The sequence below is a fragment of the Bacillus smithii genome, assembly GCF_001050115.1.
Classification (GTDB): Bacteria; Bacillota; Bacilli; order Bacillales; family DSM-4216; genus Bacillus_O; species Bacillus_O smithii.
Genome location: NZ_CP012024.1, coordinates 1,291,003 through 1,304,621, shown reverse-complemented (window position 1 = coordinate 1,304,621; position 13,619 = coordinate 1,291,003). Strand labels below are relative to the sequence as shown.

15 protein-coding genes and 1 other annotated feature are annotated in these 13,619 nt (G+C 41.4%); all 15 genes read right to left on the bottom strand.

What is annotated here, in order from left to right:
• Positions 1-58 precede the first annotated feature (58 nt).
• A complete protein-coding gene (locus BSM4216_RS06195; protein WP_048623115.1) occupies positions 59-970 on the bottom strand; it encodes an RluA family pseudouridine synthase in 912 nt (303 codons plus the stop codon).
• On the bottom strand, positions 957-1,433 hold the full coding sequence (lspA, locus tag BSM4216_RS06190; RefSeq protein ID WP_048624422.1) for a signal peptidase II: 477 nt from the start codon (positions 1,431-1,433) through the stop codon (positions 957-959). Before lspA ends, BSM4216_RS06195 begins: the two co-directional genes overlap by 14 nt.
• A 91-nt stretch (positions 1,434-1,524) precedes the next feature.
• Positions 1,525-1,803, bottom strand: a complete 279-nt coding sequence (locus BSM4216_RS06185; RefSeq protein ID WP_003354502.1) for a hypothetical protein — start codon at positions 1,801-1,803, stop codon at positions 1,525-1,527.
• Between the two features lie 182 nt (positions 1,804-1,985).
• A complete protein-coding gene (gene ileS, locus BSM4216_RS06180; RefSeq protein WP_048623114.1) occupies positions 1,986-4,757 on the bottom strand; it encodes an isoleucine--tRNA ligase in 2,772 nt (923 codons plus the stop codon).
• Positions 4,758-4,815: 58 nt separating this feature from the next.
• Positions 4,816-5,050 (bottom strand) — a binding site (T-box leader).
• 98 nt (positions 5,051-5,148) lie between these two features.
• Entirely contained in the window at positions 5,149-5,661 is a 513-nt protein-coding gene (locus tag BSM4216_RS06175; protein WP_048623113.1) for a DivIVA domain-containing protein, read from the bottom strand.
• Between the two features lie 84 nt (positions 5,662-5,745).
• A complete protein-coding gene (locus BSM4216_RS06170; RefSeq protein WP_003354498.1) occupies positions 5,746-6,522 on the bottom strand; it encodes a YlmH family RNA-binding protein in 777 nt (258 codons plus the stop codon).
• Between the two features lie 152 nt (positions 6,523-6,674).
• Entirely contained in the window at positions 6,675-6,938 is a 264-nt protein-coding gene (locus BSM4216_RS06165; protein ID WP_003354496.1) for a YggT family protein, read from the bottom strand.
• A 5-nt stretch (positions 6,939-6,943) separates the two neighbouring features.
• Positions 6,944-7,375, bottom strand: a complete 432-nt coding sequence (locus BSM4216_RS06160) for a cell division protein SepF (protein ID WP_048623112.1) — start codon at positions 7,373-7,375, stop codon at positions 6,944-6,946.
• Between the two features lie 15 nt (positions 7,376-7,390).
• Positions 7,391-8,062 (bottom strand): YggS family pyridoxal phosphate-dependent enzyme, encoded by a 672-nt coding sequence (locus BSM4216_RS06155; RefSeq protein ID WP_048623111.1) that lies wholly within the window; start codon positions 8,060-8,062, stop codon positions 7,391-7,393.
• Positions 8,046-8,885 carry a peptidoglycan editing factor PgeF gene (gene pgeF, locus BSM4216_RS06150; protein WP_048623110.1) on the bottom strand — a complete coding sequence of 280 codons (840 nt, stop codon included), beginning with the start codon at positions 8,883-8,885 and terminating at the stop codon, positions 8,046-8,048. Before pgeF ends, BSM4216_RS06155 begins: the two co-directional genes overlap by 17 nt.
• A gap of 65 nt (positions 8,886-8,950) precedes the next feature.
• Positions 8,951-9,226 carry a YlmC/YmxH family sporulation protein gene (locus BSM4216_RS06145; protein ID WP_003354492.1) on the bottom strand — a complete coding sequence of 92 codons (276 nt, stop codon included), beginning with the start codon at positions 9,224-9,226 and terminating at the stop codon, positions 8,951-8,953.
• A gap of 96 nt (positions 9,227-9,322) precedes the next feature.
• Positions 9,323-10,099, bottom strand: a complete 777-nt coding sequence (sigG, locus tag BSM4216_RS06140; protein WP_003354491.1) for an RNA polymerase sporulation sigma factor SigG — start codon at positions 10,097-10,099, stop codon at positions 9,323-9,325.
• A gap of 215 nt (positions 10,100-10,314) precedes the next feature.
• Positions 10,315-11,034: an RNA polymerase sporulation sigma factor SigE gene (gene sigE / locus BSM4216_RS06135; protein WP_048623109.1), complete on the bottom strand. Its 720-nt coding sequence runs from the start codon at positions 11,032-11,034 to the stop codon at positions 10,315-10,317.
• Positions 11,035-11,086: 52 nt separating this feature from the next.
• Positions 11,087-12,010 carry a sigma-E processing peptidase SpoIIGA gene (gene spoIIGA / locus BSM4216_RS06130; protein WP_048623108.1) on the bottom strand — a complete coding sequence of 308 codons (924 nt, stop codon included), beginning with the start codon at positions 12,008-12,010 and terminating at the stop codon, positions 11,087-11,089.
• Positions 12,011-12,462: 452 nt separating this feature from the next.
• The gene (ftsZ, locus tag BSM4216_RS06125; protein WP_048623107.1) at positions 12,463-13,614 is read right to left on the bottom strand and encodes a cell division protein FtsZ; all 1,152 of its coding nucleotides are present in this window, start codon (positions 13,612-13,614) and stop codon (positions 12,463-12,465) included.
• Positions 13,615-13,619 lie beyond the last annotated feature (5 nt).

Here is a 13,619-nt window from a genome sequence, read left to right as displayed (position 1 = left end):
GACTGGATTAAAGGTTCATATTCAACTGCCATTATGATACTCTTTTCAAAATGTACTGTCAACCTTCCAATCGCAAAAAAGTCAGAATTCGAGAAAAATCATCCGGTAATGGCGCTTTAAACTCTAAATATTCTTCCGTTCTCGGATGAATGAAGCCAAGTACCTCAGCATGTAAAGCTTGTCCTTCAATATTTAATGTTTTTTTGGGGCCATACTTCGGATCTCCGGCTAAAGGATGACCGATGTATTTCATATGAACGCGGATTTGATGAGTCCTTCCCGTTTCCAACTCACATTCAATTAAACTATATTGACTAAAACGTTCCAAAACTCGAAAATGAGTGACCGCATGTTTGCCGTTATCGACAACCGCCATTTTTTGCCTGTCTTTTGGGTCTCTGCCAATGGGAGCATCAATCGTTCCAACATCATGTGGAATCATGCCGTGAACGATGGCTTTGTATTTTCTTGTAACCGTTTTATTAGAAAGCTGCTGAGAAAGCTTTTCATGAGCATAATCATTTTTAGCCGCCATCAATAATCCGGAAGTATCTTTATCAATGCGATGAACAATTCCAGGCCTTAGAACGCCGTTGATGCCTGACAAGTCTTTGCAGTGAGCCATCAACCCATTGACAAGAGTGCCTGACAGATGCCCTGGAGCCGGATGAACCACCATTCCACGCGGTTTATTGACAACGATGACATCTCGATCTTCATAGTAAATGTCCAAGTCCATTTTTTCCGGTGTGATTTCCAGTACTTCCGGTTCCGGAACGCTAACAACAATACGGTCATCTGCCTCACATTTATAATTTGCTTTCACAGTCGCTCCATTGACTGTTACACGTCCTTCTTTAATCCATTCTTGAACTTGACTCCGTGACCAATCTTCGTTCCATTGACTAAGAACTTTATCAATTCGTTGATGCTGTTCCTCTTCTGTGATGATATGTTCAATTCGTTCCATTCGCTTTCTGTCTTTCCCTCCGATCTTCTAATAACAGAGCAATAATCAAAAGCACCACCCCGATGGTGAGCGATGAATCGGCGAAATTAAATATTGGAAAATCATAATGGAAAATATACGTATGGATAAAATCGACGACTTCTTTCCGGAAAAAACGGTCCAGAAAATTTCCAATCGCTCCCCCGAGAATAAAGGAAAAACCGATGGATTGAAGCGTTTTATCTTTTCCGTATTTTACCATGTAATAAATGATGCCAATGACAACAATGACGGTTAAGATATAAAACAGCCATAGCTGTCCTTGGAGCATTCCCCATGCTGCTCCTTTATTGCGATGGGAAGTTAAGTACAAAAGATTCGGCACGATCTCTATGCTTTGACCGACTTGCATGTATTTGACAATCAACCACTTCGACCATTGATCGATTATCACCACCACAATTGCTAAACCAAAGTAATACAATAAACGCACATTGGTTACCTCCACCTCTAAAGTGAATTGTTACCTTTGCATTTTAGCATAACCTTTTTGATTCAACAATTGTAGAATGAATTTATCCGTATATCCCTTTTCTGCCATATGTTAAAACGCATTTCTCCCATTCATCGATCGTTTCCATTGTAGGAATTTGTTTGATCCATTCAAAGGGAATCCATTCTCCGCTGATTTCGCATTTTCCAAAATCTCCCGACTCAAATTTTTTTAAAGCTTTTACAATATCCTTCTTTTCCTGCTCGATGTAACGATACACTTCTTCTTTTTGGGATCGTGAATTCATTAATTCTTGATAGACGATCTGCAATTCATGATAGATCTTATCATACGTTGCCATCTTCATCCCTCCGTTAACACCGATTGAAGTTTATTCCCGGGAAGTCTTATTGAAAACTGCATCAACGCGAAAACGCTCACTTCTGAATTTCTTGTTATCGTTAGTGTTCCTTTATGAACAAAATTATTACGATGAAAGAAAAAGAAGCTTTGGATAAATTATGATCCAAAGCTTCTTTCGAATTAAGCTAAATGGGAATAATGATTTTTCACCACATCCGCACAGCGCGGGCAAAGAGTCGGATGTTCCGGATCTGATCCAACTTCCGGCGTCACTGTCCAGCAGCGTTCACATGTTTCCCCTTCCGCTTTTTCGACCACAACGGCTGCCCGTTCCAGCTTTAAGGCGTGTTCAGGAGCGTCTTCCAACCGACCAGCTACTTCAAATCCCGACACGATGAACAATTGTTTTAAGTTTTCATGAATGGAATCAAGCAGAGCTTTTGTTTCATCGTTTACATAAAGTTTGACGTGGGCGGTCAGCGATTTTCCAATTATTTTTTCGTTCCGCGCCTCTTCTAGCGCTTTAAGAACATCATCGCGCAGTTTCATAAATTGATCCCATTTTTCTTCTAATTCTTTACTGTTAGGAATCTCTTTATAAACCGGCATGTCAGTTAACTGCACACTTTCTTCCGTTACACCCGGAATATGTTCCCACACTTCATCCGCCGTATGCGCCAGAATAGGAGCTATTAATTTGACGAGGGAAACGAGACATTCATACAAAACGGTCTGAATGGCCCTCCGTTCATAGAAGTTCATCGGTTCAATATACAGAATGTCTTTCGCAAAATCGAGATAGAACGAACTTAAATCAAATGTGCAAAAGTTATTAATTTCGTGATAAATCGCCGAGTATTCATAATGTTCATAATGATCGTGAACACTTTTAATTAAATGATTTAATTTTACAAGGATATATTGGTCGACTTCACGCAGGTTGTCATAAGAAAGCGAGTCTTTTTTCGGATCGAAATCGGCAAGGTTTCCTAAAAGGAATCGGAACGTATTGCGGATTTTGCGATACACTTCCGAAACTTGCTTTAAGATCGCATCAGACACGCGCACATCGGCTTGAAAATCAACAGAAGCTACCCAAAGTCTCAAAATATCAGCGCCGTATTGATTCATGACTTTTGCCGGTACAACCACGTTGCCAAGCGATTTACTCATTTTTCGTCCTTCACCGTCTAAAGCAAATCCGTGGCTAAGAACGGCTTTGTACGGAGCTTTTCCCGTTACAGCGACAGCGGTTGTCAATGAAGAGTTAAACCAGCCGCGGTATTGGTCGGAACCTTCCAAGTACAGATCGGCAGGACGGTTCAATTCTTCTCTTTCCAGTAAAACGGCTTGATGCGATGATCCGGAATCAAACCATACGTCCATAATATCCGTTTCTTTTGTAAATTGACCGTTCGGGCTGCCAGGATGAGTAAATCCTTCCGGAAGAAGATCTTTAGCCTCCCTTTCAAACCATACATTGGAACCGTATTGACGGAACAATTCCGAAACATGCTGAATGGTTTCATCGGTAATAATAGCTTCCCCGTTTTCCGCATAAAATACCGGAATCGGCACTCCCCAAGCCCGCTGACGGGAAATACACCAATCACCGCGGTCACGAATCATATTGTAAAGACGAGTTTCTCCCCATTCAGGCACCCAATTCGTTTCTTTTACGGCTTCCAGAAGCTGTTCTCTGAAGGCGTCGATAGAAGCGAACCATTGAGCAGTGGCTCTAAAAATGACCGGTTTTTTCGTACGCCAATCGTGTGGATAAGAATGGGTAATAAACGCAAGTTTTAACAGTGCGCCTGCTTCTTCCAATTTTTTCGTAATGGCTTTATTCGCATCATCGTAAAAGAGTCCTTCAAAACCTGGAGCATCTTCTGTCATGCAGCCTTTATCATCTACCACTGATAAGACATCCAAATTGTATTTTTTCCCGACCAAGAAATCGTCTTCCCCGTGTCCAGGAGCTGTATGAACACATCCCGTACCTGAATCCGTGGTCACGTGCTCTCCCAGCATCACTAAGGAATCGCGTCCGTATAAAGGATGTTTGGCAACGACATACTCCAGTTCTGTGCCCTTTAATGTTTTCACTACACTTGGCTCATTCCATTCAAGCGTAGATGATACATCTTCAAGCAGAGCTTCCGCCACCACATATTTGTGGCCATTGACTTGAACTACCACGTAATTAATGTCAGGATGAACCGAAATCCCAAGATTGGCAGGTATCGTCCAAGGAGTGGTCGTCCAAATGACGATGCTTGTATCCGAATCCAGTACCCCTTTTCCATCCTTCACAGGAAAAGCAACATAAATGGACGGGGATCTTTTGTCTTTGTATTCGATTTCCGCTTCTGCCAAGGCCGATTCGCTGGAAGGAGACCAATATACCGGTTTTAGGCCTTTATAAAGGTATCCTTTTTTGGCCATTTCACCAAAAACTTTAATTTGTTGGGCTTCATACTCCGGCTTTAATGTAATATAAGGATTCTCCCAATCGCCTCGTACACCTAGTCTTTTAAATTGTTCACGCTGATTGTTAATTTGTTCGTAAGCGTACTGCTCACAAAGTTTACGGAATTCGGCCACGCTCATTTCTTTCCGATTGACGCCTTTATTCGTCAAAGCCTGTTCAATCGGAAGTCCGTGCGTATCCCAACCGGGAACGTAAGGGGCGTGATAACCGCTCATTGATTTATAGCGGACGATAAAATCCTTTAAAATTTTATTCAGCGCATGCCCCATATGAATATCTCCGTTCGCATAAGGAGGGCCGTCATGCAAAACAAAAAGGGGGCGTCCTTCCGTACGTTTTTGCACTTTTTGGTAAATATTCATTTCTTCCCATTTTTTTTGAATGGCAGGCTCTCTTTTTGGTAAATTCCCACGCATTGGAAAATCCGTCTTAGGCATTAACAGTGTTTCTTTATAGTCCATTCTTTTTACCTCCTTGTCCGTTCGTGAATGTAAATACAAAAAAACCTTCTCATCCCCAAAAAGGGACGAGAAGGTTGATGATTCCCGCGGTACCACCCTTATTGGCAAACAAACTGTCTGCCCTCTCTTTCATTCGTAACGTGAACAAACCGCTGTCTTCTACACATCCGTTTTGGATTTTCAAAGACAGAACTCAAGGGTGATCTTCCACTCTTCGCTTATACCGGCTTCCACCGTCCCGGCTCGCTGAACAATAAGCTAAAAGAATGTACTCTCCCCGTCATCGTTTTTCCCTTATACCTTTTACATTATAGAAATCGTATGTCTGTCAGTCAAGTCTTGCAACGGCACTCTCTTCCGGATAGAACGGTGAGACAATCAAAAATAAATCTTACTCCTCGTGTTCATTTTGCAGACTTTTAAGATCGGTTGCATCTACTTCAAATTCCATCAGCTGATCCCAATCGTCGTTGTTTAACAAATCCAGTTGGGCTTCCACAAGCATTTTAAAACGAGTGCGAAATACTTTTGACTGCTTTTTGAGCTCTTCGATGTCAAGAGCGATTTTCCTCGCTTTTGATAAAGCTTCATTGACAATGCGATCCGCATTTTTCTCCGCTTCCTTAATGATTAGCTTAGCTTCTTTTTGAGCATTCCGCTTTACGTCTTCCGCGGCTTCCTGAGCGATCAAAATCGATTTATTGAGCGTTTCTTCAATATCTGAATAATGATTCAGACGTTCACGCAAAGATTCCAGCTGTTCTTCCAGATCTTTTTTTTCCCGCAATATCAGTTCGTAGTCTTTAATCACTTGATTTAGAAACTCGTTGACTTCATCTTCATCATAGCCTCTAAATCCTTTACTGAATTCTTTATTATGTATGTCCAAGGGCGTTAAAGGCATACAGCCACCTCCATACCTATCTATGGACTTTATTATAACGGTTTTTTTCCCATTTGTAATGAATATCTTGCAATTTTCCCCAAATTATTTCAAAAGACCTAATGTAATTCGCCACTTCTCTTTTTTTGTTTTATCATCAATCGACAGCAGCTTGCACCTTCCTTTTCCACGCACGGAGAGAACATCCCCTTCTTCGCATAGAAAAGCAGGGTTGTCCACCACTTTCCAATTCACTTTGACTAAGCCGCTTTTGATCATCGTCTGCACTTTTTGGCGGGACAGCTTGGCATAAGCGGAAATCATAACATCTAAACGCAACGATGAGACGGTTGTTTGAACCGGTTGCCAGCTTTCTTCTGATTCAATCGCTTCTTCTAGTTTTTTTTCTTCCAATTGGACGGACGCTTTTCCCACTTGACGAAAATTTAATTTCACAAAATCAGCCATTTCCGCAGCAACTAAAAACTGAAAACGCCCTTCTTTAGCTAGAATATCGCCGAATTTTTCGCGTCGAAGTCCAAGACCCATTAAACTTCCTAATACGTCGCGATGATTTAAAACAACAAATTTTTGCGGGTAGAGAATTTCAAAAAGCGCTACTTGAAAGTCTTCTTGCTGTACAGAAAAGTAAGGCGGATAAAGGAGCGCCCTCTTTCGTTCCGCCTGTACCGTTCCTCCGAAAAACGACACGTTAACCTCGGTGTTTTTCCCCAGCAATGAAGACAAAATTTGCTGTTCCCGAGGATCTAAAAAATCCATCAATTTTGGTGCATATTTTTCTTCGACCTGTCGAATCGACTCGAGGACATCGTCAATAAATTCCTTTTCCTCCGGTCGAAAGTGCTGATAAATCGATGACATCGTTTACTCCTTTTCACTAACGAAATCGAAATAAATATTTAAATAACCTTTCTCTTCCGCACAATGGTTTGTCGGTCATGATTAGCATGATTACAGAATTTTCCTTTCGCAACGATCACAAAAAACGTTGCGAAACGGAATTTTCAACTCTGCTATAACACCCAGTAGGCAAGTTGATGCAGTCCCCGAGTAGCTAGGTTTAAAACAATGAACGCCACAATAGGGGAAAAATCTATCATCCCGATCGGAGGCACGATGCGTCTGAACGGTTCTAAATAAGGTTCACATATTTTAGCAAGAAACTGTCCGAAACCAGATTCTCTAGCTCCAGGCAACCAAGACATCAAAATGTAGATAATTAACGCCCATGAATAGATTTCAATGAGCCAAGACAAAGCATTAAAAACGAATACCATTCTTCTTATAACCACCTTGAATTATCCATATTTTCTTCTGACAATATTTCAGAAATAGAACCGGAAACCTCCACATTGTCAGGAGCGCAAAGAAAAATTTTCGGTCCTAAATGCTGGATGTCTCCACCAATAGCATAAACAGTTCCGCTCAAAAAATCCACAATCCTTTTGGCTTGGTCATGCTGGATTCTTTGTAAATTGACAATCACCGCTTTATGACTTTTTAAATGATCTGCAATTTCTTGAGCTTCAGCAAAAGCACGCGGTTCTATTAAAATCACTTTAGATGATTTTTGCACACTTTGCAAACTGACAACATTTCGTTTTGGAGCTTCTTTTGACGGTTGTTTCGGCTCTTCCTGTACTTCGCTCTCCTCAACCGCTTCATAATCATCGTCCAAAAGGAAAAACGTTTTAATTTTTGACTTGATTCCCATCCTTCCAACCCTCCTTTATTCACCTACAAGAGCTGTTCCGATCCTGATAAAAGTTGCACCTTCTTCAATCGCGATGGGAAAATCATTGCTCATGCCCATAGATAGTTCCGTGCAAGGCGCATAAGGCAAATCGAGATTTTGAATTTCCAACTGCAATTGTTTCAATCGTCTGAAACAGTCCCTTATGATGAGCTCATCGGTTGTAAACGGGGCCATCGTCATGAGACCGACCACCTTAATCTTTGGAAATTCTTCCAATCGCTTAACAAAATCTTCAACCGCTTCAGGAGCTAATCCATGTTTCGTTTCCTCTCCCGACGTATTCACTTGGACGAAACAAGAGATTGGTTCATTCGCCCTCTTATCGATCTCTTTAGCGAGCGACAGTCTATCCAAAGAGTGTATGTAGGAAACTTTATCTATAATGTTTTTTACTTTTCGGCTTTGCAGCGTGCCGATAAAATGCCACACAGGCTGATCTTTTAATGCTTCCCACTTGGAAAGAAGACTATCGTCTCGATTCTCGCCAAGATGAATGATCCCTGCATCCAGAGCTTCTTTCGCCCTCTCAACGGATACATATTTCGTAACGGCCACGATTTGAATTTCTTCCGGACTGCGCCCTGAACGTCCACATGCTTCTTCAATCTGTTTTTGTATGTTTGCCAGCTTATCGGCTACTCTCAAGATGCGAAACCTCCTTATTCCATCCGATAAAACCAAGCATTCTCCCCGTCTTTCCATTATCGCGGCGATGAGAATAAAACTCGTGATGACAGCTTGTACATAATGAGGTGACAAGGATGTTTTCTTTTGGCAATCCCGCATTTTCTAAAATAGTGCGGTTTAACGCTTTTAAATCCAATTGATAACGCCCTTTTTCTGTTTCAACATATGGAATGTCGTCGTTAGGAGATAGAACGGCATCGACTTGTTGAATGACACGATCATCCACTTGATAACAATTTTGGCAGATAGAAGGTCCAATGGCCGCAAAAAGCTCAGTCGGATCGATTCCATCACTCAGCCATTTTGCCGCCATTTCCCCGGCAATTTTTTGCACGGTTCCTTTCCATCCGGAATGAACAATGCCGATTCTTTGCTGTTTAGGGGCAAGAAAATAGATAGGGACACAGTCAGCATAACACATGGTAAGCAAAATGCCTTTTTCCTCTGTGTAAAAACCGTCAGTGTCCTTTATGCTATCTTCATAACGAAGTGCGCCTTTTCCACGATCATTTTGCGAGATGCGGCGAATATTTTTTCCATGAGTCTGTTCTGCGCTTACCCATTGCTGAAGAGGAAACCCGATCTTTTTTGCTAATATACGGCGGTTTTCGCACACATCGTCGCTGTTGTCATTGACATGAAACGCCAAGTTCATGCTGCGAAACGGTTCGCTGCTTTTTCCTCCATTTCTCGTCGTAAATCCGGCTACGAGGCCGGAATTGTTCTTCATCCAGGAGTCAAGAATATAGAGGTCATTCATTAAACGAAAAGGTTCTGTCATAACGACAACTCCCGTTTTTTCTTTAGTTTAACACGATTGCCAACAAACGTCACTGTTAAAGTGATTTATTCTTTTGGTTCTTCTAATTTCGACTGAGTATAATAAGATCCGCGTGTTCGGACAAGAATCACATCTTCGCCGATTTTTACTATCTGACTCCAAGGTATGACTGTTTCTTCTTCTTTTCCAAAAAAGCCAAGGACTTTTCCGCCGTTATTCATCACAATCGCATCAATTTTTCCAGTATCGAGATTAATTTCAATATCCGTTATATTTCCAAGCTTTTTTCCGTCAGAAACATTGACAACGTCCTTCACTTGAAAATCAGAGACTCTTGCCATTATCTCTCCCCATTTCTTTTCCGTCTTATTGTTACAATATATGCTCTTTCTCCGCACAAAAGACCCCGCAAGCTGTTCGCTTGCGAGGTCCGTTTCTTATTGAATATTTTTATTCATTTGTCGGATGGCCGCTTTTTCCAATCTTGAAACTTGCGCTTGCGAAATGCCTATCTCTTCGGCCACCTCCATTTGAGTTTTTCCTTGGAAAAAGCGTTTCCTTATGATCATTTTTTCGCGTTCATTCAATCTCTTCATTCCTTCTTTAAGCGCGATCCCTTCAATCCACTGGCTGTCTAAATTTTTCTCGTCGCTCAGCTGATCCATGACATAAATGGGATCCCCCCCGTCATTATAAATGGGTTCAAAAAGAGAAACGGGATCTTGAATGGCATCTAATGCGAACACAATTTCTTCATGGGGGACATCCAATTCCTTGCTGATTTCTTCGGCTGTTGGTTCCTTTGAGGTTTCACTGATCAGCCGTTCCCGTACTTGCAACGCTTTATAGGCGATGTCTCGAAGGGAACGCGAAACACGGATTGGGTTATTGTCTCGCAAATAACGGCGAATTTCCCCAATAATCATCGGGACCGCATAAGTGGAAAATTTAACATTTTGACTTAAATCAAAATTATCGATCGATTTCATTAATCCGATGCAGCCCACTTGAAATAAGTCATCCACGTATTCACCGCGATTATTAAACCGCTGGATCACACTTAAAACAAGACGAAGATTTCCATTAACGAGCTTTTCTCTTGCAGAAATGTCACCTGCTTGCATTTGCTTAAAAAGCTCACGCATCTCCTCATTTTTCAATACAGGGAGTTTAGAAGTATTCACACCACAGATTTCAACTTTGTTGCGAGCCATTGATTCCCCTCCTTGCAGGAGCTGCTATTTCAAAGATCAGTATCTCCTTGGAAGGGAATTTTATGCACGCCTGAATCCATCTTCAAAACCTGTCGCCGCCGCTTATCTGTAAAGCGATTGGCCCGTATTTTTCGTTAGATCGCTTTTAAAATTTATTATTTCCATCTATTTTTTATTTTCCGACAAATGATCGGATGTCAATCAATCTTAACTGTTTAAACCATTTTATTAAACTCTTTTCGGAGTCTTTGAATAATTCGTTTTTCCAGCCGAGAAATGTATGATTGGGAAATTCCAAGCATATCTGCGACATCTTTTTGCGTTTTTTCTTCTTCCCCGTTCAGGCCGAATCTCAGCTCCATAATTTGCTTCTCTCTGTCCGATAGTTGATGCAAAGCTTTAAACAACAATTTTTTGTCCACAGTCGATTCTAAGTCTTTCGTGATAATATCATCCTCAGTACCAAGCACATCCGATAAAAGCAATTCGTTTCCATCCCAATCGACATTGAGTGGCTCATCGAAGGAAACTTCAGAACGGATCTTATTGTTTCTTCTTAAATGCATTAAAATTTCATTTTCAATACAGCGAGAGGCATATGTAGCTAATTTGATTTTTTTCTCAGGATTAAACGTGTTAACGGCTTTGATGAGACCAATTGTACCGATACTAATCAGATCTTCTATGTTAATGCCTGTATTCTCGAATTTTCGGGCGATGTAGACTACCAGCCTTAAGTTGCGTTCAATTAAAATGGATCGAGCGGCTTTATCCCCTTTTGGCAGCTTCTCAAGCAGCACTTTTTCTTCTTCTTTAGACAGCGGCGGAGGAAGAGCCTCGCTCCCCCCGATGTAATAAATTTCATCGGTTTTTAATCCTAAAGCAATCAATAATTTATACCACAAATACGTCCATCGCACTCTCCATTTTTTCATTTTTTGTCATCCCCCTTCTATTTTCGATCCATACGAGTATAGTAATAATACGTTAAGATGCACTTTCTTTCGGGGCAGTTGCCGCTAATTTCGGGTGAACGATACATGCAAAAGATTGATCTGCCGACAATTGTTGAACGGTAAAATGAATCAATGCTTTGCTGACAGTTCCTCTAGGTTGGTTTTGGATTTCCACCCCATCCGATTTAAAAGCCAGCAAAAGCTGACGAGTTTTTCCGACGCTTTGAGCAGGAATGAAATGGACCCGGTCCGCCCACTTTTGGTTTAATTCTAATTCCCCATTTAAAAACTTATCTGGTTCTTCGGCTATTTCCAATATTTCTCTAGGAAGAGTATTTTCCAGACCTTTGGTAGAAACAATCATAACGGGCGTTTTTGTCAAAGGATCGAAAAGGTGATTGCCACTGTCGACAAGCCCTTTCAATTCCAATTGGCAGCCGGCAAAATGAATCATCACATCAACAAGTTGATCATATTGAATTTTGGCCGTTTCAAAATCTTCCAATCTTCGTTTAGAGAAATACCAAGCAACCGGAATCGCCAACATGACAAACACCCAGCTGATGGGATCGCCAAATCCTTTTACATTTGCTAGAAGCGTGGCGGAGTGAAGATCGGAATCAAATGAAATAAAATAATGAATGCCTATTAAGATTCCCCCCAGCAGAAAAGTTGCAAAATATAATGTCAGTAAATTGGACAGAAAAAAGCGAAACCTTTTATAGCCGAACACCGCCAATACCATCCATATGGAGAACAAAACTTTCACAGCCGGATTTCCCGCGATCGGCGCAAACTTGGTTGCCAATAGAAGAACAAGGCAAGATCCGATTATCCCTCCGAGAAGAATACGAAAAAAGGACACTTGCCTTTTTAAAAAAAGCGCCGTCATCCATAACAACAAACTGTCCACCAGCAAGTTTAATAGCCATATCACATCGAGATAGACTACCAATGTTTTCCCCCTTTTTCTTCCCTTTTGTTATCGAAGTATATCCTACTGCACATCCAAAGTGTGTCATAATTTGGATTCGATAATAGGTTTTTTTTTAATGATATATTCGAAAATTGTCAGCTTTATTCCTTAAACTGTTCTATAATCTTCTTTTGACAATCATTTTCTAAGAATGATGAGTTTAAAAGGGGCCGAAATAAGAGAGGATGCTATAAAACCGCCTATGATTTGTCACAATAGCCGGCAAGATTCGAAATTTAAATGAATCTTTATTCATGGATCGCACATTCCATCCCATTGCAGCATGTGGCTAACTTTCATTCTCCAAGAGCGGCTAAAAATACGATCTCTATCGTTTGATACTTAGCACAAAAAATGACTGCCTCCAAAAACCATAGATTACGGAATGGAGACAGTCATTTTCTTCATTTATGTTCATATCGTTTTTTCACTTATCTGCGGCGATTGCGATTGCGTAAAAATGTTGGAATATCAAGCGTATCTTCCAGCGGTTGAACATTGGAACGAGAAGGTGTTTCAAAGTGAGAGGCTTCTTCTTTTTTTCCTTCACGCTTGATATGACTGGAAGGAGCAGCACTCGCTTTGGCTTGTCCCAATCCGGTACGAATCGGTTTACTGTTTTGTGATGTATCTTGCTTAAATCCAGTCGCAATGACAGTGACGACAATTTCGTCTTTTAAATTCTCATTGATGACAGATCCAAAAATCATATTGACTTCTTGATCTGATGCAGAAGCTACAATGTCTGCTGCTTCTTGTACTTCATATAGGCTTAAGTTTGTTCCGCCCGTAATATTCATGAGAACACCTTGTGCGCCATCAATGGACGTTTCAAGAAGCGGACTGGAAATAGCCTTTTTCGCAGCTTCTGCTGCCCGATTTTCACCGGAAGCCACTCCGATTCCCATCAAAGCTGATCCTTTATTAGACATGATCGTTTTGACGTCAGCAAAATCGAGGTTAATCAATCCAGGAACGGCAATCAAATCAGAAATGCCTTGAACTCCTTGACGCAATACATTATCGGCTTCCCTGAAGGCTTCGAGCATCGGGGTGCTCTTATCGACAATTTCCAGAAGGCGGTCATTCGGAATCACAATTAACGTGTCCACCGCTTCTTTCATTGCCGCAATTCCCCCGGCTGCTTGGTTTGCCCGTTTTTTTCCTTCAAATGTAAATGGGCGCGTTACGACTCCAACAGTCAAAGCTCCTAAGTCTTTTGAAATTTGAGCGATGACCGGAGCGGCCCCGGTTCCTGTACCGCCGCCCATACCGGCTGTTACGAATACCATATCCGCTCCTTTGAGCGCTTCTTCAATCTGTTCTTTGCTTTCTTCAGCTGCTTTTTTTCCTACTTCCGGGTTGGCACCGGCTCCCAATCCTCGGGTCAGCTTGGCCCCAATTTGCATTTTGATTTCCGCTTTGGATAAATTCAACGCTTGTGCATCTGTGTTGACGGCAATAAATTCTACCCCTTGTACACCATGTTCAATCATACGGTTGACCGCATTGTTTCCTCCGCCGCCAACACCGATTACTTTTATCGACGCAAATGAATCTACACTCATATCAAACTCCAACATGACAA

What these genes read in the sequence shown, in the direction of transcription:
- BSM4216_RS06145 (WP_003354492.1), bottom strand. Translation starts at nt 9,226, where the DNA reads ATGGCAAGAGTCTCTGATTTTCAAGTGAAGGACGTTGTCAATGTTTCT.
- BSM4216_RS06160 (WP_048623112.1), bottom strand. Translation starts at nt 7,375, where the DNA reads ATGGGAATCAAGTCAAAAATTAAAACGTTTTTCCTTTTGGACGATGAT.
- sigG (WP_003354491.1), bottom strand. Translation starts at nt 10,099, where the DNA reads ATGGCTCGCAACAAAGTTGAAATCTGTGGTGTGAATACTTCTAAACTC.
- BSM4216_RS06165 (WP_003354496.1), bottom strand. Translation starts at nt 6,938, where the DNA reads ATGGTATTCGTTTTTAATGCTTTGTCTTGGCTCATTGAAATCTATTCA.
- ftsZ (WP_048623107.1), bottom strand. Translation starts at nt 13,614, where the DNA reads ATGTTGGAGTTTGATATGAGTGTAGATTCATTTGCGTCGATAAAAGTA.
- ileS (WP_048623114.1), bottom strand. Translation starts at nt 4,757, where the DNA reads ATGGACTATAAAGAAACACTGTTAATGCCTAAGACGGATTTTCCAATG.
- BSM4216_RS06175 (WP_048623113.1), bottom strand. Translation starts at nt 5,661, where the DNA reads ATGCCTTTAACGCCCTTGGACATACATAATAAAGAATTCAGTAAAGGA.
- BSM4216_RS06185 (WP_003354502.1), bottom strand. Translation starts at nt 1,803, where the DNA reads ATGGCAACGTATGATAAGATCTATCATGAATTGCAGATCGTCTATCAA.
- BSM4216_RS06195 (WP_048623115.1), bottom strand. Translation starts at nt 970, where the DNA reads ATGGAACGAATTGAACATATCATCACAGAAGAGGAACAGCATCAACGA.
- pgeF (WP_048623110.1), bottom strand. Translation starts at nt 8,885, where the DNA reads ATGACAGAACCTTTTCGTTTAATGAATGACCTCTATATTCTTGACTCC.
- BSM4216_RS06170 (WP_003354498.1), bottom strand. Translation starts at nt 6,522, where the DNA reads ATGTCATCGATTTATCAGCACTTTCGACCGGAGGAAAAGGAATTTATT.
- sigE (WP_048623109.1), bottom strand. Translation starts at nt 11,034, where the DNA reads ATGAAAAAATGGAGAGTGCGATGGACGTATTTGTGGTATAAATTATTG.